Here is a 21,750-nt window from a genome sequence, read left to right on the forward strand (position 1 = left end):
GTGGCTGTCTTGCGGTGTCGGGTGCTGACTAGCGGTCGACGACGTAGTTGACGCTGATGGGCGACATGGGGTACCAGACGGCAGTGGCCTTGGGGAAGTCGAGGTACACCCTGATGTCTTCGGGGTCACTGTAGTAGCGGGTGCCGAAGACGGTCTCGCCGCCGTTGACGAAGATCTCGAGGACGGAGGTGTCCATGACGACGCGGACGTCGCGCGCGGCATCGACCCTGGCGCGGCGGACCTTCCTGCCCTGGCCCGCCTCGTCGTCGATGAACTCCAACTCTGCCACCCCGTCGTGGAAGCGCAGCTCGAGGGCGTCGTCGAAGCGTAGGGTGCCCTCTCCCTCGATGCCAGAGACCACGAGGTCCGACACCTTGGGGATGCTGGCGCTGCCCTCGAAGGCGACCGCCTTCCCGCGGAGCGCGTCGATCTCTGCCACGGGGTTCTGAAGGATGTGTCCGTCCGGACCTAGCGCGAGCTCGCGCGGGACCGTGAGGCAGCCGCGCCAGGTGCTGGTGGGATTGTCGTAGGGTCGCACGTCGTTCTTGTCGTGGGGCAGGCTCATCCAGCCCACGAGGAGCGTGCGGCCCCTCTCGTCTACGAGGGTCTGGCAGGCATAGAAGTCGAAGCCGTGGTCCCACTCGACGAAGGTCGTCTGGTCGATGGCGGTGTGCGGGGCCTTGGCGTCCATGAGCTCATGGTCCTGGTGGAGGAGGTCCAGAAGGGTCCCCTCGATGGGGAAGTAGCCGTTGCCGTGCACGTTCTGGAGCATGTAGGGGAGGCCGAGCTCGTCCGTGCCCTGGGGGCAGGTGGCAAGGAACTCGTGGGGCGCGCCCTTCTCGTCTGCGAGGACGATGCGGTCGGGGCACTCCCACATGTAGCCGAAGGGCGTGGGGTCGGTGTTGGTGACCGAGCCCTCGAGCTCCCAGGCCTCGCCGTCCTCGGAGCGATAGCACAGAACCGCGCCGCGGCTGTCCTCGCGCGTCCTCGCGCCCAGCAGCATGTGGAAGGCGCCGTCCTGCTTCCAGACCTTGGGGTCGCGCACGTGGTTGGAGCAGTAGGCGGGGTATCCGGAGTTGTCGAGCACGACCTCCTTGGGGCCCAGGTGGATGCCGTTGTAGCTGCGCATGCGCGTCTGGTTGGCAAGGCGGCCGGCGAGCGTGCCGTCACCCTCGGGCAGGCGGACATTGCCCGTGTAGTAGTACCAGACCTCGCCGCCGTGGTCGGCGCCGTCCTCGGGGGTGGCGAGGTAGGCGCCTCCAGAGTAGGAGCCGTCCTTGTCGGAGGGGCAGTCGGGCATGACCTGGCAGCCCAGGAAGACCCAGTTGGTCAGGTCGCGGCTGACGTAGTGGCCCCAGCCGTGGGGGCTGTCGAAGTTGCCGGGGTACTCGGGGGCGTTCTGGCAGCAGATGTGATAGGTGCCGCGGAACTGGCACAGTCCGTTGGGGTCGCTGAGGGAGCCTTTCTGGGGTGCAAGGTGGAGTTTGGGACGCCAGGATTCGTCGCTCATGAAATGCCCCTTCCCTGGGTGTGCCGAGGCGTGCACGGACCCTGCCAGCACGTCTGCATATCTGCTTATAATCTTATCTGAGAACGATTTCATAGTATGCCAGGCGGCGGCGAGCGGCACCCGCGTCGTGCGAGTGGTTTTCCTGCCGTGCAGGGCGAGCTCCTATGATGTGTGTGTCTAGAGAGGGGGAGGAGTCCATCCGATGGAAGCGCGCTTTGCGGAAGGCCGTGGACCTCTGGTCCGCCTTGTGGGGCTCGCCCTCCTCACGACGATGCCGTTCTATGCGTTGACGGCACCGAACCCAGCGTTGTCCGGCAACCAGGCGCTGGTGGCGCTCGGGCTTTGTGCGGGATTCGTCCTCGCTCGCGTTGTTCCGGATGGCCTCGCGCGACGGCTCCGAGCCGCTGGCGTCGTTGCCCTTGCGTCGCTGGCTTCCGTGGAGTGGGCGCTCTGCCTCTCGCTTGCGAGAATGTCACGATACGCATGGCCCTTCGACATGGATTGGTTCGCCTCCTTCCGGCACGCCTGGCTCCTGGCGACTCCCGTGCTTGCGTTCGCCTCCGCGCTCGCCCCCTCCTCATGCCCGTCCGGGGAGGAGACGCGTCCCCCTCGCGGCGCCTCGTGCGGCCTTGACGAGAAGAAGCCAAGCGGCGGAGGGGGTCTCGCCGCGATCGCGGCGGGTTTTCTCGTCAGGGGGCTGTCATATGCCGTCACGGCCGTCGTCGACGGTCGTATGGCGCCCGGCAGGCTCTGGACGACTGGCTTCTCTCCCGTGAACCTTGTCGTGATTCCCGTGGCGTCGCTGATCCTCCTGGGGATGAGTGCGACCCCTGACGGCAAGCTGGACCCGATGCCCATGCGCGTGGGCGTCGGATCCTTTGCCTGGTGGTCCCTTACGAGGGTGATTCCCCTTGGTCAGGCGGTCTCGTGGCCGTATGCACTGCTCTCCCTCATTGCCGCGGCGTGCTGGCTGCCTCGCGCTCGTTGCCTCTTTGCCCTCTCCGCACATGGGGCCGAGGGACGACGGAGTCATTCGGCAGAGCCTGAGCCCTCGTTCGGAGACGGGTATGTGAGGCCGGACGAGGAGACCAGGGAGGCCCTGCTAGGCCTCGGGCTCGCTCCCCGCGAGCTCGAGGTGGCGGTCGGGGTCGTGTGCGGGGGGAGCTCCAGGGAGGTGGGCGAGCTTCTGGGGGTGAAGCCCGCAACGGTTCGCAGCACCATGGCACGCGTCTACAAAAAGGCCAGTGTGACGGGTAGGAAGGCGCTCCTCGAGCTCATCGGGATGTCAGATCGCCAACCCGCCGCCTATGGCCATTCGGACGGCGAGGAATCGGGGCGATTGGCGGCCGAGGGCTCGACGGGCGCACGGAGGGTGCCTGCGTCGGCTGCCTCACGCCCGCTCGAAGCGGCTGTCGCGACCGCGCTCCTGCTTCCCTGGGGCATCACTCTGCCTGCGTGGGGCGCGGGGCGACCGCTTGTCTATGGGGCCGCGCTCGCGTGCCTCATGACAGGCGGGGCCTCTTTGGCGGGTTGCCATCCTTCGGAAGGCCGTCGCGCCTCCCGTGTCGCCCTTGCCCTCGCTTCGATGCTGTCGCTCGGCATGGCTCGGTTTGCGGTAGGGGTGGGCGGGTATTGGATTCCCTTCGAGCTGACCGGTTCCCTTCTTGGCACCGCCATGCTGATTGAGCTGTTGTTGCAGCAGCAGACGGAGGCGGTGCCGGGTGGCTGGGGGCGCTGGGATAGCCTGGCGGGATGGGCCATGCTGCTGACATCCCTTTGCATGGGCGCCGCATGGGAGGAGACCTGGCGCGTGGGGCCGTGGTTCGCAGCCTCGCTGCAAACTACGGTTTTCCTGCTTCTGGTGACGGCAGGGGGCTTGTATCTGCTGGCAAGCGAGCGTCAGTACTTGCGGATGGCCCTCGCGCTTGCCTTGCTTGCCGTCTCGCTGTTGTCGAATGTCAGAGGTTCCCTGTTCGCACTCGCGGCGGCTTCCTGCGCATTGCTAGGGCGAAGGTTTGCGCGTGCGAAGTCGGCGACACCTGGTCCGTCCCTGCCGCTTGTCGCATTTGGGCTCGGCGTGGTTGCAGCTGACGTCCTGGTCAACCGCGTTGGCTTCCTGATGGTTGGCAACGAGGTGCTCACCCGACCCTTTGGGGGGCATGGGGCGTTTGGGGGGATCTTCCTGAGCTCGTCCCTCCTCCTTGCGCTGTGTGCCGGGACGACGTTTGCGTGCCTCTGCCGGAGCGTCGAGGTGGCAGAGCGCCTGAGGGGCAGCCTTGACCGATCGGGCCTCACGCGCGAGAGGACCGAGCACCTCCTGCTTGGCCTCGGCTTCGGACAGACCGAGGCGGAGGTTGCGAGCGACATCGCCTATGGGTACTCCTCGCAGAAGATCTGTGAGCGCCGGTTCGTCTCCAGGGGAACGGTCAACACTGCCAGGCGTGCCGTCTACTCCTCGCTCGGCGTACATGGCAGGTCGCAGCTCGTAAATCTGTTGCTGCAGCTTATCCGCCTGTAAACACCCCGTTTTCCACTTTCATATCGGCTGACTACAGACCCGTCGCGTTTGGCGGGCCATCGTTTGTGGTGGCGCGCCACCACCTTTGGTCGGTCAGACGAAAGGAAGCAAGATGAGGCTCGAACACATGTCCCATCTGAGTCTGTTTGCCATTGCACTTGCCTGTTGCCTAGCTGTCAATCCCACGGTCGCGCATGCAGGGTCCCTTGAGGAAGATTCTGCCACGGGGCATGCCGTCGAGGCGACCGCCAAACTTGAGGGGGCCTTCGAAGCTGGTGCCGTTGCGGGGGATGCCACCGAAGAGGCTGCCGTCCAGGAGGACGCTTCCGCAAAGGGCCCCATCGCGGATGAACAGATAGGGACGGAGATGGCCCGGCGGGCGACTCCGCCAGGCCACCACTGGGAGGCTACGTGAAGAGGAATGAGCGCATCGCCGCCGCAGTGTTGCTCGCGGCCTGTCTTTTGGCGGCGCTTGCATACAAGGGCTACGAGTCCCATTTAGATGCCCAAGTTTGCCACGAGATTCAAGAGGAGGAGAAGAGTCGAACGAAGGCGCAGGAGGGGGACGAGGTCACGATTGGGACCAAGGACGATCGCGAAGACTCTCCATTCCGCGGAACGATGCGCGTGCGCGTGGAGGATGCCGTCGTCTTTGACGGACCCGACCAGGCCCGCAAGGAGTTCGACGGTTGGGTGGAGGACGCATTCTACGCGGGAAACTACTTCAGCGAGGGAAGGCAGGGGGAGGACTTCGACTTGGTGTTGTTTCGCATCCACGTCTCGAATGTCGACGCAGAGCCACGGCACGCGACAAAGCTGGGCAACCAGCTGTTCATGATCGAGGGCGTGGCCGGGTTGCGCCCATGCATAGAGCATGCCTATCTGGATGGGCCTGGGACGGCAACCAAGGATGCCGAGCGCGGCTACTTTGGCATCGTCCCTGGCAGCGAGGGAGATTACGTCTTTGGATACGTGGTGAGAAGAGATGATGCGGACAAGGGGTCATTTACTGCGGGGAGTTGGGGCTACGGCGGCTACGAGGTGCCATTGGCTCCCAGGGATCTGAGGGGGCAGTCATGAGGACATTGCTGGCGCTGGAGCTCAACAAGGTTCTGAGGAGCAAATGGTTTGCCACGGCCTTGCTCGTTGCCGTGGCGCTTGCCGTTGCCTCTGCCGTTTGTGGGATCGCGAGCGTGCGTGAATGGGAGAGCCTCAAGGAAGGAGGTGTCCGCGAGTACATCGTCACATCCAAACGGGGGAGCTATGGCAGGAGCCTTCTGTTGCACAGTAACCTGCCGCGCGAGGCGTTCTTTCAGCTTGTGGCCCTCCTGGCGGCCCTTGCTGGCTCATGCTCGCTGAGGTCTGAGCTTGACTGTGGGGTCGCGAACCAGATGCTCGTGCGCGCGTCGAGGAGTCGCTATCTTGCGTCCAAGTGCATCGCGGTATTCTGTTCGGGCGCCTTGGTCGTGGGCGTGCCTCTGGCGCTGAACTTCCTTGTCCTTTCCTGTGCGCTCCCAGGCTATGCGCCCGAGGTGCTCGACAACCTGTACATCGGGCTTTCGGCACAGGAGACCCTCTCTTGGCTCCTGTACTCACGGCCCCTTTTGTACCTTGTGGTCAACCTTGTTGTTGATGCCGCGCTATGCGGAATCTGGTCCGTTCTGGTGCTCGCCGCCTCCTTGGTCATCAAGAACCGCGTCATATTGCTTGCGGGCTCGTATCTGCTCACCCTCGGCTCGCTGCAGCTGGGCAAAGTCATCTTCTACATCGCGAGAGTGGGTGGATTCCGCTTCGACATGATTTCCGTGCTGGAGGGCGTATGCGAGGGACCGTTGCGCAGCGGTGTCGCAATGGCGGCAATGGCGCTGCTCATGCTCGCGGTCTCCCTTGCGACCCTGCGTCTTCGAAGGGACGGTGACGTCCTGTGACCTTCGCAAACCTTGTGAGGTCTGACCTTTCGGAAGGCCTTCGCTCGACGCGAGGGCGGGTGGCCCTGCTGGCCGTGGGGGGCGGCTGCCTATCGTTTCTGCAGCTTCTCTTCACCATGGCAATAGACTATTGGGATCCCCCCTTCACCTTCGGCGAGGCCATTGTGGCGGCCATGGGTGGGATGAGCGTCTTTGACCCTGATCATGAGGTGGCTTTCCGGTTTCCGGCTGGGTGGATGCTAATGCTCATGCTCGTCGCGTACATACCCCTGAGCTATCCGTACAGGGATCTCATGGGGTATGGGAGGGAAGTCCTCGTTGCGTCAGGTAGCAGGTGGTCGTGGTGGCTCTCCAAGTGCCTGTGGGTGACGCTTGTCGCCCTGCTTGGCTGCGCCCTGCTCGTTGTCGCCTGTGCCATCGTCTCCCTGTTGTGGGGAGGAGAGCCTTCCCTTTTGGTCCCCGATGGCTTCCTGGAATGCGCGGGACTTGGCTCGGAGCTTGCTGGCCCCTATGACCTCAGGCCCTTCGTCCTTGTGTTTCCCTTGATGGTCGTTGCCGTCTGCCTGCTCCAGCTAGCGCTGTCCCTCGCGCTGGGCCCGACTCTGGCATTTGCGTCCACCTCGGTCGTCCTCCTGGCGTCGGCGTATCTGTTCCACCCCCTTCTGCCGGGCGAATACCTCATGATCGCACGGCTTGACCTGTCGATTCCAAATGGCATGAGCCTGAGGAGCGGTGCCAGCTATGCCCTGGTCATAGCGGCGGCAAGCGTGCTGGTTGGAGGTCTTCACTTTTCGCGGATGGATTGCATAGACAAGGAGCTCTCGATATGAGGGGAAGTCTGGTCGTGACAGATCCTGGCACCGGCGTCGCGTCTGGCGATGCATGCTCCGGCTGTGCCGTAGAGGTCAGTGGGTTGTCCAAGCGGCTGAGGGGCGTGAGCGTCCTAGACGACGTCAGCCTGTGCGCGGACGCTGGCGAAACGGTTGGCCTTTCCGGACAGAACGGCTCGGGAAAGACGATGCTCATGCGCGCCATCGCGGGGTTGATCAGGCCGAATGCCGGAAGGGTGACCATCGACGGCAAGGAGCTGTGGAAGGACATCCCCTTCCCTCCCAGCGTGGGCCTCCTGCTGGAGGGCCCCGCCTTCCTGGCTGACCGCAGCGGGAGGGACAACCTGAGGCTCCTCGCCTCCATCAAGGGGCTGGCAAATGAGGATGACTGCCTGGCCGCCCTGCGTGACGTCGGGCTTGATCCAGACGACAGGCGTCCGTATCGCAAGTACTCGCTGGGAATGAAGCAACGGCTCGGCATTGCCGGGGCGCTTTTCGAGCGGCCCTCGCTCCTGCTGCTCGACGAGCCCACGAACGCTCTCGACGCGGATGGTGTGGAGATGCTGAAGAGGCTGGTGAGGCGCGAGCAGCGGCGTGGTGCGACGATTGTCCTGGCGTGCCATGCGGCAGACATCCTCCGGGAGCTTTCCCACGAGGTCTACCACATTGCGGAGGGGCGGATCGACGGGCACGAGGAGCTGAGGCAGCCATGAGGCGTGGTCGTGCTTGGAGCGCGTTGACCTTGGCGCTGGTCGCCTGCGCAGTCGCCGTTGCCCTGGCGGCGCGCATCTGGGTGGTGAACGCGAGGGCTCCCGTCATCCCCGAGGAGTGGTTCCAGGCCAACGAGGACGTTCCCCTGGAAGGTGCCTTTGCCGAATACAGGTACGAGAACACGAGGGGGTATTCGATCTGTGTGACGGACGCGCGCCGCATGTCCGTCAGGGAATACCTGGCCGAGTTCAGCAAGGACGACGATGCCGCACGCGTGCAGATGGAGCGGCTCGCCCAAGAGGGGACGGACCTGGATGCCAAGACGCTGCTGGTCGCCGACATAACGATGAAGAACGAGAAGGGGGCGGAGGACGAGAGGGGCTACCTCGACTCCATCGGGTGGTCCGTCAAGTGCCCTGAGACGCCGGCGTATTGGATCAGGGTGCAATCCATGCTGTTCTCCTGCTCCGTCCCCCAGATCAATGGCTCCTACAAGCTCTCAATCAGGCCGAAGACCGAGTACGTGATCCATGTGCCCTTCGCGTCGACGATGTTCGAGGCGACGTTTCCACAGCCGTATGACTACCAGTACATTCCCACGTTGGAGCCGGGTGAATACGGCTTCGTGGTCACGAAGGGGCCGGTGAGGAAGGTCGTCCACCTGGACGTCGCATAGGACGTCCTGGGCGTGCGCCGGGTGGTGCGCGCCGCCCCTCTCGCCTCCACTTGTGTGCTTATTTTGAGCGCTCGGGGCATTGGAATGCTGCTGTATACTTTTAAGGCTTTTCCACTGAGCCCCGTAACCTCATAGGAAAAAGCGTACCGATACGTAGTACATGGAGGAGTCAAATGAAGTCGACTCATTACGCCAAGCCTGGCGAGGTCGAGCGCAACTGGGTGCTCATCGACGCCGATGGCGCCACGCTGGGACGCCTTGCCACCAAGGCTGCCATGATCCTTCGTGGCAAGAACAAGCCCCAGTACACCCCCAACACCGACACCGGCGACTTCGTGGTCGTCATCAACGCCGATAAGGTCCAGCTTACCGGCGTCAAGGCCGAGCACAAGTCCTACTGGCGCTATTCCGGCTGGCTGGGCGGCCTCAAGACCGAGTCCTTCAAGGAGGCCATGGCCAAGCACCCCGAGCGCGTCGTCGAGCACGCCATCAAGGGCATGCTCCCCAAGACGACCCTTGGTCGCCAGCAGGGCATGAAGCTCAAGGTTTACGCTGGTCCCGAGCACCCGCACACCGCTCAGAACCCCGTCAAGATCGATCTGGAGGCTTAACCGATGGCTGACAACACCGCTGTTTACACCGGCACCGGCCGTCGCAAGGAGGCCGTCGCCCGCGTCCGTCTGGTTCCCGGCACCGGCAAGGTCACCGTCAACGGCCGCGACGCCGCCAACTACTTTGGCCGCCAGCAGCTCGTCGACAACGCGACCGCTCCCTTCCGCGTGACCGACACCGTCGACCGCTTCGACGTCTTCGCCAACTGCGATGGCGGCGGCATCAACGGCCAGTCCGGCGCCCTGCGCCTGGGCATCGCCCGCGCTCTCCTCGAGGCTGGCGAGTATCGTGCCGATCTCAAGAAGGCCGGCTTCCTCACCCGTGACGCCCGCGCCGTCGAGCGCAAGAAGTACGGCCTGAAGAAGGCCCGCAAGCGCCCGCAGTTCTCCAAGCGCTAGTCTCCTCTGGCCTTTCGCGAATCTGGGACCCGCTTCGGCGGGTCCTTTTTTGTTGCTCATGGAATGACGGGGATGACGGCTCGCGTGCGGGGTCGCGTCGTCGGGGGGCGCTTGGCGCGTGTCCTGCTCGACGACGTCCAACGCGTGCGAGAGGGCGCCGACGGCGTCCAACGCGTCTTTCTCCTTCCTGCCAACTGGGCAAACGCGGAAGCGAGAGGCGTGTTGGACGTTTTCGAGAGAATTTGGCACGCGTCGGGCGTTTTCATCAAAGAGCGGTGCGCGTTGGACGAGATGGCGCAGCCAAGTCCGTGGCGCCCGCAATCGATAGTGCACCCTGTGCCTGTGCCTGCGGCAGGGACCTCCGCTCAAGACGAAAAGTCTGACATTCAAACGATTAATTTGTCAAATCGTCATTGTGATTCGTAATCCTTCGATATACTCGTCTAGCTATAACGTAGGAGAGACGAGAGGGGGCGAGGGACATGGAGAACGTCGCGTACGCATTGGGCAGGCGCCTGCGTCGCGCCAGCCATCCCACGCAGCTCCTCCTGCTCGCCCTCGGCGTCGCCGTCGTCGCGCTCGCCTCCCTTATGCTGGGCCGGTATCACATGGGCGTGGGGGAGGTGCTGGGCATGCTCGTCGGACGGGTGCTTCCGGTGACGCCCGGCTGGACGCCCCAGCAAGAGACCCTCTTCTTCAACGTCCGCCTTCCCCGCGTGCTCCTGGCGCTCATGGTGGGCTGCTCTCTCTCCGCTTCCGGCGCCGCCTTCCAGGGCGTCTTCCAGAACCCCCTGGTGTCTCCTGACTTCCTGGGCGCCTCACAGGGAGCGGCCTTCGGTGCCTGCGTGGCCCTGCTCCTCTCGCTTGGAAGCATGGGCACCTCCATCGCAGCGTTCGTGACCTCCATGGCGTCGGTGGCGATCGTCCTCTGGCTCAGCGGCCGCGCCAAAGGGAACCGCATCCTGGTCACCGTGCTCTCAGGCGTCATGGTAAGCTCGGTCTTCCAGGCCGGCGTCTCGTACACCAAGCTCGTGGCAGACCCCAACGCCCAGCTCCAGGCCATCACCTTCTGGCTCATGGGCTCGCTCACCAGCGCCAGCCCGCGCGACCTTGCCTTCGTCGCCATTCCCATGCTCGTGGGCAACGCGGGGCTCCTTGCCCTGCGCTGGCAGGTCAACGCGCTCACGATGGGGGACGACGAGGCGCTGAGCATGGGCGTCGACGCCCCGCGCGTCCGCCGTGCGGTGATCGTCTGCTCCACGCTGGTCACGGCTGCGAGCGTCTCGGTCACGGGCATCATCGGCTGGGTGGGGCTCGTGGTCCCGCACCTCGCCCGCGGCATCGTGGGCGTCGACTACCGCCACCTCCTGCCCGCCAGCATGCTGCTGGGCGCCGGCTTCCTGTTGGTGGTGGACGACGTCGCCCGTCTGGCCACCACGGCAGAGATTCCCATAGGCATCCTCACCGCCTTCATCGGCGCGCCCTTCTTCATGCGCCTAATCACGAGGGGGCGGCGTCGATGAGCCTCGAGGTGAGTGGCCTCAGCTTCTCGTACGGGAATCGTCGCGTGCTGCGCGACCTCAGCTTCGGGGTGCCCGACGGCAGCCTTGCCTGTGTGCTGGGTCCCAACGGCGTGGGCAAGACGACACTCTTCCGCTGCATGCTGGGCATCCGTGGCTACGAGGGCACGGTGCTCGCCAACGGTCATGACGTGCGCGAGCTCAGCGTGAGGGAGCGCGCCCGCCAGATGGCCTACATTCCCCAGGCCCACGTGAACGTCTTCGACTACGAGGTCGTGGACATGGTGCTCATGGCCTGCGGCACAGACTTAGGCATGCTCAGGACCCCCACCCGCCGCCACGAGGACAGGGCCATGGCGGCCTTGGAGCGCGTGGGCATCGCCGACCTGGCGCATCGCAGCGTCAACCGGCTCTCGGGCGGCCAGCTCCAGCTCGTCCTCTTTGCCCGGGCCATAGCCCAGGACGCACGCGCCATGATTCTGGACGAGCCCACGAGCGCGCTGGACTTCGCCAACGCGGACAAGGTCCTCTCGCTTGCCCAGTCCCTGGCCAGGGAGGGGAGGTCGGTGATTGTGTCGACCCACCGGCCCGAGCAGGCCTACCTGTACTCGGACCTGGTCATTGCCATGGGCGAGGGGGGCGTCGTGGGGGTTGGCAGTCCACAGGAGGTGGTGACGAGCGAGCGCATGAGCAGCCTCTATGGCATGGGCGTCACGGTGAGCTCGCTCTTTGGCGACGCGGCGCGCGCCTGCGTGCCCAGCGAGCGCCTGGGGGCCGAGGCAGTGCGGGAACAACGAACGACGATGAGGTGATTCTTTGTCGTGTGCTAGCTCGCGGGAGGGCCGCGACGCACGGCGTCAGAAGGGAGCAAAAGTGAGAGTGACGCAGTTAGGCAGGAGGGCGTTCGCCGCGCTGGCGGCTGGGGCCTTGGCCCTCGCCCTCACGGGCGGGCTCGCGGCGTGCGCGGGCCAGCAGGCTGGCGGCGGGAGCGACCAGACACAGCAACAGGCGACCACGAGGAGCTTCACCGATTCCTGCGGCCGAGAGGTCGAGCTGCCCTCCAACATCACGAAGGTGGCGGCCTCTGGCCCGGTGGCCCAGCAGATACTCCTCACCATCGCACCCGAGGACATGGTGGGTCTGGCCACGAAGCTGACTGACGGACAGGCCGCCCTCTTTGACGACTCCGTGGCCCAGCTTCCCGTCTTCGGCCAGATTTACGGCGGCAAGGGCGACTTCAACAAGGAGGCGGTCGCGGACGCTGCGCCGCAGCTGGTTATCGACCTGGGCGAGGCAAAGAAGACGATTAAGGAGGACATGGACCAGCTGCAGGAACAGCTCGGCATCCCCTGCGTGCACATCGAGACCTCGCTGGACAGCTATGACGAGGTGTATAGGACCCTGGGAATCCTGCTGGGCAAGGAGGGCCGTGCGGCAGAGCTCTCGAGCTACTGCAAGAAGGCCTACGACGAGGTCGATGGCGTCGTCTCGACGATTCCCGAGTCCGAGCGGCCCGCCGTCGCATACCTCATGGGCGACGCTGGCCTCAACGCGATTGCAAAGGGCAGCTTCCAGGGCGCAGTCGTCGACTTCGTGGCAAGCAACGCCATCGTGACCGAGAAGGCGTCCGGTTCCGGAAAGGGCCAGGAGGTCAGCCTGGAGCAGATTGCCTCCTTCGACCCGCAGCTGATCGTCTTCGGGCCGGGAAGCATATATGCGAGCGCGGGCAAGGACCCCGCCTGGTCCGAGCTCGCCGCCATCAAGGGCGCCAACTATTACCAGGTGCCTGGCGAGCCCTACAACTGGCTCTCCTCGCCTCCGGCGGCCAACGAGGTGCTGGGCATGCAGTGGCTCGCCCGCGTGTGCTATCCCCAGAAGTTCCAGACCGGCGTCGAGGACGTGGCGAAGGACTACTTCAAGACCTTCTACGGCCACGACCTGAGCGACTCCGAGCTTGAGGACCTTCTCGCGGGCTCGCTTCCCAGGGTGTAGAGCTGCCGCTTACTCCGGTCGTCACGCTACCCAAGGGGGAATCCCCCCAGCACCCTCTCCTGGCACGTCGAAGTGGGCTCGATGGGCTCCGGTCTGCCCCAGGCGGGCCGGAGCCTCTTCGTGGCAAGGTCAAGAAGCGAGGGGCGCACGACCACGACGGCGTGCGGCCAGGCGGGACGCGGCCCCTCCTCTAGCAAGGCGAGTGCCTGGTAGAGGCCCTCGCCGCGCCTGAGTTCGAGGGGGCCAAGCTCGTCCACGACCATGAGCCCCGGCCTGTCTGCCTCGAGCGCGAGCCCACCCAACGACTCAAAGTGACGGTTGACCCGCCCCAGCGCCACGTCCGATATGTCCCAGCCGAGCCCCGCGCGCCTGGACTGCGAGCAGCCGTCACGGTCGCCTCGTGGGGCGTGTGCGGCGTCGATGCGGTTGGCCCGCAGGCCATGCGTGACGGGATTGGCGGGGTGCGCGAAGGCGAGAAGCTCGTGCTGCGGGAGGAGCAGGTTGTCTATGCCCAGCTTGGAGAGGCTGCCGTCCGGCTCGCGCCTCCAGCGACCAGGCGCCAGGACGCCGCTGCAGACGACGCCGCGCGCCTCCAGCCCCTCCACCAGGGATTGCAGCCACCGCGTCTTGCCGCTTTGCTGTGGTGCGCTCAGCAAGTACAGCATCTTCTCTTCCTCGCATTCGACAGGTCCTCGGGCACGCGCGAGCGCACGTCTCGCCCATTCCCCACGCACGGACGCACGTCCCATTTACCCATCACGCACGAACGCACACAAGGGCGGCTCGCCAACTGCGAAAACGTCAATGGGCGTGTGCGTAGTAGCGTAGCGGATGCCATCGGCGTGCGCAGGAGCGTGCTCGGCGTCTGCGGCGATTGGCACCACCCGCTGTGCACAATCGCGCGACCGCGTGCTGCTACCATTCTCCTTGTATCTTCCGTGGCAGCGTCGGCGGGCAGCCCGTCCCGCGCCCAAAGGCAGGGGAGAGTGTATGAAGTACTTTGGCACCGACGGCTTCCGCGGCCGCGCGAACGAGGGCCTCAACGTCGAGCACGCATACAAGATCGGCCGCTTCGTGGGTTGGTACTACGGAGCACGCCAGGCTCGCAAGGCTCGCATCGTCATTGGCAAGGACACCCGTCGCTCCAGCTACATGTTCGAGAGCGCCCTTGTGTCCGGCCTGGTAGCCTCCGGAGCCGACGCCTACATGCTGCACGTCATTCCCACGCCGGGCGTCAGCTACGAGACCGTGGACGGGCAGTTCGACTGCGGCGTCATGATTACCGCCTCGCACAACCCCTTCACCGACAACGGCATCAAGCTGGTCAATGCCGACGGCTTCAAGATGGACGAGGACGTCCTCGAGGAGGTCGAGCGCTACATCGACGGCGAGCTCGAGCTCCCCCTCGCCACGGGCGAGGCCATCGGCTGCACCGTCGACTACATGCAGGGCCGCAACCGCTACATCGCCCACCTCATCGCCAGCGCCAACTTCTCGCTCCAGGGCGTCAAGGTGGGCCTGGACTGCGCCAACGGCGCCGCGAGCTCGGTGGCCAAGCCCGTGTTCGATGCGCTGGGCGCCGACGTCCGCGTGATCAACAACGCCCCCAACGGCTTCAACATCAACGTCGACTGCGGGAGCACCCACATCGAGCGCCTGCAGCGCCACGTCGTGGAGCAGGGGCTGGACGTGGGCTTCGCCTACGACGGGGACGCGGACCGCTGCATCGCGGTGGACGAGAGGGGACGCGTCGTGGACGGCGACCTCATCCTCTACGTCTGCGGCAAGTACCTGCACAAGCACGGGCGCCTCGCGGGCGGCACCGTGGTGCCCACCGTCATGAGCAACTTCGGCCTCTTCCGCGCCTTCGACGAGGCGAACCTCCAGTACGAGACCACGGCCGTGGGCGACAAGAACGTCTATGCCTGCATGCGCCAGAACGGCTACTCGCTGGGCGGCGAGCAGAGCGGCCACATCATCTTCGGTGACATCGAGCGCACGGGCGACGGCATCATGACCAGCCTGCGCGTGATGGAGGTCATCCGCGCCGAGCGAGAGAGGCTCTCCGTCCTCTGCGCGCCGGTCAAGCTGTACCCACAGCTCCTGGTCAACGTGCGCGTGAGCGACAAGGAGGCCGCCATGGGCTCGCCCGAGGTCAAGGCCGCGGTGGCCGAGGCCGAGCGCTTCCTGGAGGGCAACGGTCGCGTGCTCGTGCGCGCAAGCGGCACCGAGCCCCTGGTGCGCGTGCTTGCCGAGGCGCCGGAGGACGCCCTCTGCCGCCAGGCGGACGACATCGTGCTCAAGGCCCTGGAGCCCTTCAAGGCCTAGCCCAGACATCTGCGCCAGGGACCCGCCCGGCGGGCCCGTGGCCGTGCCCCTCTCGCCTGGATTTCTTGGTGCGGGAGGGTCTCGTGCCGCATGCTGGTAGAATTGCCAGTCAGCACAGGCAGACAGCACGGAAACGCAACGCAATCGGAGGTGTCACATGTGCGGAATCGTCGGCTACACGGGACGAAGGCAGGCTGCCGAGTTCCTTCTCTCGGGTCTTGCCGCCCTCGAGTACCGTGGCTACGATTCCGCCGGCATCGACGTGATGGCGTCCGACGGCGAGCTCCATGGCGTGAAGTGCGCCGGGCGCGTGGCCACTCTGGTCGAGCGCTGTAGGACGGCCAACCTCACGGGCACCACCGGCATCGCCCACACGCGTTGGGCGACCCACGGTGCCCCCACCGACTGCAACGCCCATCCGCACCTCGACTGCGACGGGCGCATCGCCATCGTCCACAACGGCATCATCGAGAACTTCCGTGAGCTTCGCTCCCAGCTCAGGCTTGCGGGCCACCAGTTTGCGAGTGACACCGACTCCGAGGTCGTGGCGCACCTGGTGGAGGACGCCTGGAAGGGTCCCGCCAAGGGTGATTTGCTGCGCGCCGTGCGCTACGCGTGCCGCCGCCTCCAGGGCTCTTGGGCCCTGGTCGTGGAGTGCTCCGACGTCCCCGGCCAGCTGGTCGTGGCTCGCAAGGGCTCGCCGCTCGTGCTCGCCTCGACGGAAGACGGCGCCTACGCGGCGTCGGACGTGATGCCCCTCTCGCCCGTGTCATCCGACGTCATCCAGCTCGAGGATGACCAGTTCGCCCTCCTGCGCGCGGACGGGACGGTCGAGGTCTTCGACGACGAGGGCGAGCTGGTGGCCCATCCCAGCACGCTCAGGATCGACTGGGACGCCTCCGCCGCCACCTTGGGCGGACACGCCGACTTCATGGCAAAGGAGATAAGCGAGCAGCCCGAGGCCATCGAGCGCCTCCTCAAGGGCCGCCTGGGCGAGCACGGCATCGAGCTCGACGAGCTCAGCATGACCTCCGAGGAGCTCGCAGGCATAGACCGCGTGTACGTCGTCGCCTGCGGCACCTCCTACCACGTGGGGCTCATCGCCCGGAGCATGATCGAGGACTGGGCGCACGTCCCCGTCTTCTGCGAGTACGCCTCGGAGCTCAACTACAAGGACCCGCTCGTGAGCGACCGCACGCTCTGCGTGGTCATCACCCAGTCGGGGGAGACGGCCGACACCCTCACCGCCGCCCGCCGCATGAGGGCCTTGGGCTGCAAGGTCTTCGCGATCACCAACGTCCTGGGGTCCAGCGCCGCGCGCGAGAGCGACGGGACCCTCTACGTGCAGGCCGGGCCAGAGATCTGCGTCTGCTCGACCAAGGCCTACACGGCGCAGATGGTCGCGGCGGCGCTCCTCGCCCTGAGGCTCGCGCTCGCCAACGGGTCCATGGACCTCGACGAGGTGCGTCGGCACTTCGACAACCTCGAGGCCCTGCCGGACCTCGTGCGCGAGGTCATCGCGCGCCGCTGGCAGGACAAGTGCGCCGCCCGGCACTTCCGTCGGGCCGCCTCCGCCCTCTTCCTGGGGCGCGGGGTCAACGCCACGACCGCCTACGAGGGAGCGCTCAAGCTCAAGGAGGTCAGCTACCTCCACGCCGAGGCCTACCCCGCCGGCGAGATGAAGCACGGGCCCATCGCCCTGCTCGAGCCAGGCTTCCCCGTGGTGGCGATCGTCCCCGCCGACCACGTGCACGACAAGACCGTGTCCAACATCCAGGAGGTCATGGCCCGCGGCGCCACCTGCGTCGCCGTGGCCACCGACGGCGACGAGGCCGTGGGCGCCCTCTGCGAGGACACGCTCTGGATTCCCGAGGTCCCCGAGGAGAAGCTCGTGCCCATCGTCGCCATCGTCCACCTCCAGCTTCTGGCCCGCTATGTCGCCCGCGCGCGCGGCTGCGACGTGGACAAGCCGCGCAACCTGGCCAAGTCGGTCACGGTGGAGTAGCCATGGCGTCGGCGGGAGTGGGCTTCTCCATGCTCGAGGTCGCGCGCATGGAGCGTGCGCTCGAGAGGCATCCCTCCTTCGCGGGAAGGGTGTTCTCCGAGGACGAGCGATCGCACTGCGCCGCGACGTCCCGCCCCGTCGGACACCTCGCCGCCCGCTTCGCGGCGCGCGGGGCGGTGGCCCGTGCCCTGGGCGTGACGGACTCCGGCCCCTTCCTGGGACTGCACGACGTCGAGGTGGAGCTGGACTCCGCGGGCAGGACCCAGGCGAGGCTCGCGGGGACGGCGCTCGCCCTGGCCCGCGAGCAGGGGGTGAGTGAGATTGCGCTCTCGCTCTCGCTCACCAGGGAGATCGCCACCGCAAACGCCGTCGCGGTGAGCGATGCGGTGCGCCCCCGCGCTGACGAGGGGCCCGATGCCGCCAAGCAGATGCAGGCCTCGTTCAAGGCGGCACGGTCGGTCATTGACGAGCTCGAGCTCCTCCAGGGCGGCGGGGGAGAGCTGCCCCTCTCCGAGCCTGCGGGCCCAGGGCCAGGGGAGTCGGGCGACGTGACGGACGAGGTGGACGTGCAGATGGAAGCTGCCGGGGAGGCCGCGGGCTCGCCAACGCTCCCCGGCATCGCGATAGGAGGCTGACATGCAGCCCGTACTCAACATCGAGGACATCAAGAGGGTCGAGGCGGGGCTCACCAACGTGGGCGTGAGCATATCCGAGCTCATGCACCGCGCCGGCACCGCCGCCGCCAACGAGGCGCTGCGCCTGGCGCATCCGCAGGGCGCGGTCGTGCTCTGCGGCCTGGGCAACAACGGGGGCGACGGCTGGGTCGCCGCCGAGGAGCTGCTCTCCAAGGGCGTCGAGGTCTATGCGGTGACTCCCGTCGAGCCCGACCAGATCAAGGGTGACCTCGCCCGCGTGGTGGCAAAGAGCGCGCAGGTCGCGGGCGTGTCCGTCGTGGTTGCTCCCCCGCGCGAGCTGCTCGAGGGGCTCCTCTCGGACGCCGACGTGGCCATCGACGCCATGCTGGGCACGGGGTTCCGCGGCGTCCCCCGCGCACCCTTCGACATCTGGATCGACCGCCTCAACGGCAGCGACGTCCAGGTGGTCTCGGTCGACGTGCCCAGCGGCCTTTCGGCCCAGACGGGCCTTGCCGAGGACGCCTGCGTGGCGGCCGACCTCACCGTGACCATGCTCGCCCTCAAGCCGGGCCTGCTTTCGGACGACGGACGTGACGCCTGCGGCGCCATCGTGGTGGCGCCCCTGGCCGAGCAGACGGAGCGTCTGGTCCTCGAGGCAGATCCCGTTGCCTGGAGGGCCGACCTGGACGACTACGACTCCGTCCTGCGCCCGTCCTCGAGCGCCGACGACAAGTTCCGTCGCGGCTCGGTGCTCGTGGTGGGAGGCTCCTCTCGTTTCCCCGGTGCCCCCATGATGGCGGCCCTGGCTGCTGCCCGTGCCGGTGCGGGCTACGTCACCCTCGCCGTACCCGCGGCCATCGCGCCCGTCGTCCAGTCCCAGATGCTCGAGATCCCGGTCATCGCGCTGCCCTGCGAGGCGGACGGGACCTTCTCGGCAAAGGCTGCCGAGGCGGTGGCGGAGCTCGCCGCGAAGCGCACGGCTACCGTCGTCGGCCCGGGCATGCGCGTGAGCTCGGGCACCGTTGGGGTCGTGTCCGCCCTCCTGGGCACTCCCGTCCCCCTGGTGGTCGACGCGGACGGCCTGAACTGCATCTCTCGCCTGACCTCCAACGCGCTCGACGACTTCCCCGAGCTCCTGCGCAGGGACAGCCCCCTGGTGCTCACCCCGCACCGCGGGGAGCTGGGACGCCTGGTTGGCCTGCAGGACACCCCTCCCGCGAGCCTCACCGCCGCAATGGAGGCCGCCCGTCGCATCGTGTGGTCCGACGGGGGCAGCGAGCTCTGCGTGGTCTCGAAGGGGTCCGCGACCGCCTGCGTGAGCGTGGACGCCGCCTTCCTGCCCAAGCCCGGTCCCGCTGCGCTGGCGACGGCGGGCTCCGGTGACGTCCTGGGCGGCATAATTGCCGCCTACCTGGCCCGCTCCAACGTGGAGGCCGACGACCTCCCCGTGCTCGCCGCCTACGCCTGCGAGGTCCACGGCTACGCCGGCTCCATCGCGGCGCAGCGCGTGGGGGCCAACGCCGTCATGGCCCACGACCTCATCGACGCGATCGGCCTGGCGGAGGACGCCCTCCTCGAGCAGGTCAACGCGGCGGTCACGGGCATGGGCGAGAAGAACTAGCCTCAAAAGGAGTCGCGAAGATGGCAGTGAGCAGGGAACCACAGACGCGCGCGGCCTGGGTGGAGGTCGACCTCAACGCCGTGCGCAAGAACACGCGGGCCTTCAAGGCGCTCCTGCGCCCGGGCGTCCAGATGATGTGCGCCGTGAAGGCGGACGCCTATGGGCATGGGGCGGTCGAGTGCGCCCGCGCCATGCACGCCTCGGGCGCGAGCCAGTTCGCCGTGGCCACGGTGGACGAGGGCGTCGAGCTCAGGAAGGCCGGCATCGAGTGGCCCGTCCTCATGCTCAACGAGTCGCCGCTCCAGAGCATCGACGTGCTTCTCGAGTACGACATCATGCCCTCGGTGTACGACATGGACTTCGCGCTCGCCTATGGCGAGCGTGCCGTGGCGCTGGACAAGGTCGGCAAGTACCACCTGGCGATAGACACCGGCATGAGCCGCATCGGCGTGATGCCGGAGGATGCGGTGGAGTTCCGCCGCATGATCGACTTCCACCGCGGCATCGAGTGCGCGGGCACCTTCACCCACTTTGCCACCGCCGACGTGGTGGGCGACTGGGACTTCCGCCAGCAGAGCACGCGCTTCATGGACACGGTGGGCGCGCTGCGCGACGCCGGCCTGGACTGCGGTCTGGTGCACTGCGACAACACGCCGGGGACGGTCCTCCATCCCGAGCTCCACAACGACATGTGCCGTGTGGGCATCGGCCTCTATGGCCTGCACCCCGCAGACACCACGGTCCCCCGCATCCAGCTCATCCCCGCCATGAGCGTGCGCGCCCGCGTGACCCGCGTGGCGCGTCCCGCCGTGGGCGAGGGCGTGGGCTATGGGCTCACCTACCGCGTGCCCAAGCCCAGCATCCAGATCGCCACGGTGCCCATCGGGTATGCGGACGGCCTCTCTCGCAGTCTCTCCAACAACATGGACGTCCTGGTGCGCGGGCAGCGTGCCCGCCAGGTGGGTCGCATCTGCATGGACCAGTTCATGTTCGCCGTGGACGTCAACGACGCGCGCGCATACCGGCCTGTCGAGCCCGTGGAGCGCGGCGACCTGGTCACGGTCATGGGCGTCGACGGCGACGAGGAGATCACGGCGGACGAGATGGCCCGACGCCGTGGGACCATCAACTACGAGGTAACCTGCGACTTTGGCATGCGCCTCGAAAAAGTGTTCGTCTAGGAAGGCGATGCCATGCTTCAGATTCCAGGACACCAGAACCAGCGTCCCCGCGAGGTGACCCTCGAGGAGGTCCGTGCCACCTTGGGCGACTGCCACCTCTGCCCCCTGGGAGAGACGCGCAACAAGCTCGTGTTTGGCGTGGGCAACCCCCGCGCCCGCGTCATGTTCATCGGCGAGGGGCCCGGAAGGAACGAGGACCTGCAGGGCGAGCCCTTCGTGGGTGCCGCCGGCAAGAAGCTCGACGCGCTCCTCTCGCTCGCCGGCCTCACCCGCGACCAGATCTACATCGCCAACGTGGTGAAGTGCCGTCCGCCCTCGAACCGCAACCCGCGTCCGGAAGAGATTGCGGCCTGCTCGCCCTTCCTGCGCGAGCAGGTGCGCTCCGTCTGGCCCGACGTTATCGTCTGCCTGGGCAACTTCGCCTCGCAATGGGTGCTGAGGACCGAGCTGGGCGTGACCAAGCTGCGTGGCCGCTTCCACCAGACGGGCCACTTCGTGGTGATGCCCACCTTCCATCCCGCTGCCTGCATCTATCATTCCGACTGGCAGCCCCTGCTCGAGAACGACCTGCGCATGGTGGGCGAGTGGCTGCGCGAGCACCCGGTCGAGGAGGCCGCGCATGAGTAGGCCCTGCAGGCGCGTGGGGGAGGGCGAGTTCGACTCCGCCTCGCAGGAAGAGACTATCGCCCTGGGCGAACTGCTGGGCGCCCTGCTCGAACCCACCGACGTCCTCGTCCTGACGGGCGACCTCGGCGCGGGGAAGACCCAGCTCACCAAGGGGGTCGCCTCCGGCCTGGGAATCAAGGACGACGTGACCAGCCCCACCTTCACCATCGAGATGGTCTATGGCGGGGGACGCATGCCGCTCTATCACTTCGACCTCTACCGCCTGGACGACCCCGACCAGCTCGAGGACATCGGCCTCTTTGACGCCATGGGCGTTGACGGGCCCTGCCTCATCGAGTGGGGCGAACAGTTCCTGGGGCAGATCGGCCCGGAGCGCGTGGACGTGTTCCTCTCGCGCAGGGACGACGAGGCCCGGGCGGGGGAGGAGCCGAGGCGCTCCATCCGCTTCGTGGCGCACGACGGGCGCGGGCGGGAGCTGGTCCGTGCGCTCGACGCTGCCGTGGACGCCCATGCGGACGAGAGGACCCAGGAGGCCTAGGCCGGACGGAGTCCTTGCCGCGGTGCGGTGGGCTTGCCCGCGCATGTGCCGACGGCGGCTGGCGTGGCCTGTGTCTGCGCCCGCCCCCTCGTAGCGCTACACTGTGCGCGTTTTGCAAAA

The 21,750-nt window shown here is 66.7% G+C and carries 21 protein-coding genes; 19 read left to right on the top strand and 2 right to left on the bottom strand.

Features of this window, described 5'->3' with window-relative positions; genetic code table 11:
* Positions 1–28: 28 nt before the first annotated feature.
* Positions 29–1,510: a glycoside hydrolase family 32 protein gene (locus HMPREF1868_RS00210; RefSeq protein ID WP_062529347.1), complete on the bottom strand. Its 1,482-nt coding sequence runs from the start codon at positions 1,508–1,510 to the stop codon at positions 29–31.
* Between the two features lie 202 nt (positions 1,511–1,712).
* On the opposite strand from HMPREF1868_RS00210, the gene HMPREF1868_RS00215 reads away from it, so the two are divergent.
* From HMPREF1868_RS00215 to HMPREF1868_RS00270, 12 genes are all read left to right on the top strand, one after another.
* Positions 1,713–4,028, top strand: a complete 2,316-nt coding sequence (locus tag HMPREF1868_RS00215) for a LuxR C-terminal-related transcriptional regulator (RefSeq protein WP_062529349.1) — start codon at positions 1,713–1,715, stop codon at positions 4,026–4,028.
* A 112-nt stretch (positions 4,029–4,140) separates the two neighbouring features.
* Positions 4,141–4,443 (top strand): hypothetical protein, encoded by a 303-nt coding sequence (locus tag HMPREF1868_RS00220; protein WP_062529351.1) that lies wholly within the window; start codon positions 4,141–4,143, stop codon positions 4,441–4,443.
* On the top strand, positions 4,440–5,108 hold the full coding sequence (locus HMPREF1868_RS00225; RefSeq protein WP_062529353.1) for a hypothetical protein: 669 nt from the start codon (positions 4,440–4,442) through the stop codon (positions 5,106–5,108). Before HMPREF1868_RS00220 ends, HMPREF1868_RS00225 begins: the two co-directional genes overlap by 4 nt.
* Positions 5,105–5,956 (top strand): hypothetical protein, encoded by an 852-nt coding sequence (locus HMPREF1868_RS00230; protein ID WP_009278135.1) that lies wholly within the window; start codon positions 5,105–5,107, stop codon positions 5,954–5,956. Before HMPREF1868_RS00225 ends, HMPREF1868_RS00230 begins: the two co-directional genes overlap by 4 nt.
* Positions 5,957–6,015: 59 nt before the next feature.
* Positions 6,016–6,786 carry a hypothetical protein gene (locus tag HMPREF1868_RS00235; RefSeq protein ID WP_040656691.1) on the top strand — a complete coding sequence of 257 codons (771 nt, stop codon included), beginning with the start codon at positions 6,016–6,018 and terminating at the stop codon, positions 6,784–6,786.
* Positions 6,787–6,869: 83 nt separating this feature from the next.
* On the top strand, positions 6,870–7,499 hold the full coding sequence (locus HMPREF1868_RS00240) for an ATP-binding cassette domain-containing protein (RefSeq protein ID WP_062529355.1): 630 nt from the start codon (positions 6,870–6,872) through the stop codon (positions 7,497–7,499).
* A 29-nt stretch (positions 7,500–7,528) separates the two neighbouring features.
* The gene (locus tag HMPREF1868_RS00245; protein WP_062529357.1) at positions 7,529–8,173 is read left to right on the top strand and encodes a DUF5028 domain-containing protein; all 645 of its coding nucleotides are present in this window, start codon (positions 7,529–7,531) and stop codon (positions 8,171–8,173) included.
* 173 nt (positions 8,174–8,346) lie between these two features.
* Complete coding sequence (gene rplM / locus HMPREF1868_RS00250; protein ID WP_009278130.1) at positions 8,347–8,784, top strand: 50S ribosomal protein L13; 438 nt, start codon at positions 8,347–8,349, stop codon at positions 8,782–8,784.
* A 3-nt stretch (positions 8,785–8,787) separates the two neighbouring features.
* Positions 8,788–9,183, top strand: coding sequence for a 30S ribosomal protein S9 (rpsI, locus tag HMPREF1868_RS00255; RefSeq protein ID WP_009278129.1), 396 nt, complete (start codon positions 8,788–8,790; stop codon positions 9,181–9,183).
* 482 nt (positions 9,184–9,665) lie between these two features.
* Positions 9,666–10,706: a FecCD family ABC transporter permease gene (locus tag HMPREF1868_RS00260; RefSeq protein ID WP_156439360.1), complete on the top strand. Its 1,041-nt coding sequence runs from the start codon at positions 9,666–9,668 to the stop codon at positions 10,704–10,706.
* Positions 10,703–11,515 (top strand): ABC transporter ATP-binding protein, encoded by an 813-nt coding sequence (locus HMPREF1868_RS00265; protein ID WP_062529359.1) that lies wholly within the window; start codon positions 10,703–10,705, stop codon positions 11,513–11,515. Before HMPREF1868_RS00260 ends, HMPREF1868_RS00265 begins: the two co-directional genes overlap by 4 nt.
* A gap of 67 nt (positions 11,516–11,582) precedes the next feature.
* Positions 11,583–12,695, top strand: coding sequence for an ABC transporter substrate-binding protein (locus tag HMPREF1868_RS00270; protein ID WP_231782217.1), 1,113 nt, complete (start codon positions 11,583–11,585; stop codon positions 12,693–12,695).
* 26 nt (positions 12,696–12,721) lie between these two features.
* Here the strand turns inward: HMPREF1868_RS00270 and HMPREF1868_RS00275 are convergent, their stop codons facing one another.
* Positions 12,722–13,360, bottom strand: coding sequence for a hypothetical protein (locus HMPREF1868_RS00275; protein ID WP_062529363.1), 639 nt, complete (start codon positions 13,358–13,360; stop codon positions 12,722–12,724).
* A gap of 325 nt (positions 13,361–13,685) precedes the next feature.
* Between HMPREF1868_RS00275 and glmM the strand changes: the two genes are divergently transcribed.
* The 7 genes from glmM (at position 13,686) to tsaE (ending at position 21,630) form a co-directional block, all read left to right on the top strand.
* Positions 13,686–15,023: a phosphoglucosamine mutase gene (gene glmM / locus HMPREF1868_RS00280; protein WP_062529365.1), complete on the top strand. Its 1,338-nt coding sequence runs from the start codon at positions 13,686–13,688 to the stop codon at positions 15,021–15,023.
* A gap of 157 nt (positions 15,024–15,180) precedes the next feature.
* The gene (gene glmS / locus HMPREF1868_RS00285; protein ID WP_062529367.1) at positions 15,181–17,028 is read left to right on the top strand and encodes a glutamine--fructose-6-phosphate transaminase (isomerizing); all 1,848 of its coding nucleotides are present in this window, start codon (positions 15,181–15,183) and stop codon (positions 17,026–17,028) included.
* A 2-nt stretch (positions 17,029–17,030) separates the two neighbouring features.
* The gene (locus tag HMPREF1868_RS00290; RefSeq protein ID WP_062529369.1) at positions 17,031–17,663 is read left to right on the top strand and encodes a holo-ACP synthase; all 633 of its coding nucleotides are present in this window, start codon (positions 17,031–17,033) and stop codon (positions 17,661–17,663) included.
* Position 17,664: 1 nt separating this feature from the next.
* Positions 17,665–19,284, top strand: a complete 1,620-nt coding sequence (locus tag HMPREF1868_RS00295; protein WP_062529371.1) for a bifunctional ADP-dependent NAD(P)H-hydrate dehydratase/NAD(P)H-hydrate epimerase — start codon at positions 17,665–17,667, stop codon at positions 19,282–19,284.
* A 20-nt stretch (positions 19,285–19,304) separates the two neighbouring features.
* Positions 19,305–20,465 (top strand): alanine racemase, encoded by a 1,161-nt coding sequence (alr, locus tag HMPREF1868_RS00300; RefSeq protein ID WP_062529373.1) that lies wholly within the window; start codon positions 19,305–19,307, stop codon positions 20,463–20,465.
* A gap of 12 nt (positions 20,466–20,477) precedes the next feature.
* Entirely contained in the window at positions 20,478–21,092 is a 615-nt protein-coding gene (locus HMPREF1868_RS00305) for a uracil-DNA glycosylase (RefSeq protein ID WP_062529376.1), read from the top strand.
* Entirely contained in the window at positions 21,085–21,630 is a 546-nt protein-coding gene (gene tsaE / locus HMPREF1868_RS00310) for a tRNA (adenosine(37)-N6)-threonylcarbamoyltransferase complex ATPase subunit type 1 TsaE (RefSeq protein WP_062529378.1), read from the top strand. Before HMPREF1868_RS00305 ends, tsaE begins: the two co-directional genes overlap by 8 nt.
* The last annotated feature ends 120 nt before the right edge of the window (positions 21,631–21,750 follow it).

It is taken from the genome of Olsenella sp. DNF00959 (genome assembly GCF_001553055.1).
Lineage (GTDB): Bacteria > Actinomycetota > Coriobacteriia > Coriobacteriales > Atopobiaceae > Olsenella_I > Olsenella_I phocaeensis.

Coding starts and splice junctions, on each gene's coding strand:
- HMPREF1868_RS00305 (WP_062529376.1), top strand. CDS start 20,478: ATGCTTCAGATTCCAGGACACCAGAACCAGCGTCCCCGCGAGGTGACC.
- rpsI (WP_009278129.1), top strand. CDS start 8,788: ATGGCTGACAACACCGCTGTTTACACCGGCACCGGCCGTCGCAAGGAG.
- glmS (WP_062529367.1), top strand. CDS start 15,181: ATGTGCGGAATCGTCGGCTACACGGGACGAAGGCAGGCTGCCGAGTTC.
- HMPREF1868_RS00230 (WP_009278135.1), top strand. CDS start 5,105: ATGAGGACATTGCTGGCGCTGGAGCTCAACAAGGTTCTGAGGAGCAAA.
- HMPREF1868_RS00275 (WP_062529363.1), bottom strand. CDS start 13,360: ATGCTGTACTTGCTGAGCGCACCACAGCAAAGCGGCAAGACGCGGTGG.
- HMPREF1868_RS00260 (WP_156439360.1), top strand. CDS start 9,666: ATGGAGAACGTCGCGTACGCATTGGGCAGGCGCCTGCGTCGCGCCAGC.
- HMPREF1868_RS00295 (WP_062529371.1), top strand. CDS start 17,665: ATGCAGCCCGTACTCAACATCGAGGACATCAAGAGGGTCGAGGCGGGG.
- alr (WP_062529373.1), top strand. CDS start 19,305: ATGGCAGTGAGCAGGGAACCACAGACGCGCGCGGCCTGGGTGGAGGTC.
- HMPREF1868_RS00290 (WP_062529369.1), top strand. CDS start 17,031: ATGGCGTCGGCGGGAGTGGGCTTCTCCATGCTCGAGGTCGCGCGCATG.
- tsaE (WP_062529378.1), top strand. CDS start 21,085: ATGAGTAGGCCCTGCAGGCGCGTGGGGGAGGGCGAGTTCGACTCCGCC.
- HMPREF1868_RS00210 (WP_062529347.1), bottom strand. CDS start 1,510: ATGAGCGACGAATCCTGGCGTCCCAAACTCCACCTTGCACCCCAGAAA.
- glmM (WP_062529365.1), top strand. CDS start 13,686: ATGAAGTACTTTGGCACCGACGGCTTCCGCGGCCGCGCGAACGAGGGC.
- HMPREF1868_RS00265 (WP_062529359.1), top strand. CDS start 10,703: ATGAGCCTCGAGGTGAGTGGCCTCAGCTTCTCGTACGGGAATCGTCGC.
- rplM (WP_009278130.1), top strand. CDS start 8,347: ATGAAGTCGACTCATTACGCCAAGCCTGGCGAGGTCGAGCGCAACTGG.
- HMPREF1868_RS00215 (WP_062529349.1), top strand. CDS start 1,713: ATGGAAGCGCGCTTTGCGGAAGGCCGTGGACCTCTGGTCCGCCTTGTG.
- HMPREF1868_RS00220 (WP_062529351.1), top strand. CDS start 4,141: ATGAGGCTCGAACACATGTCCCATCTGAGTCTGTTTGCCATTGCACTT.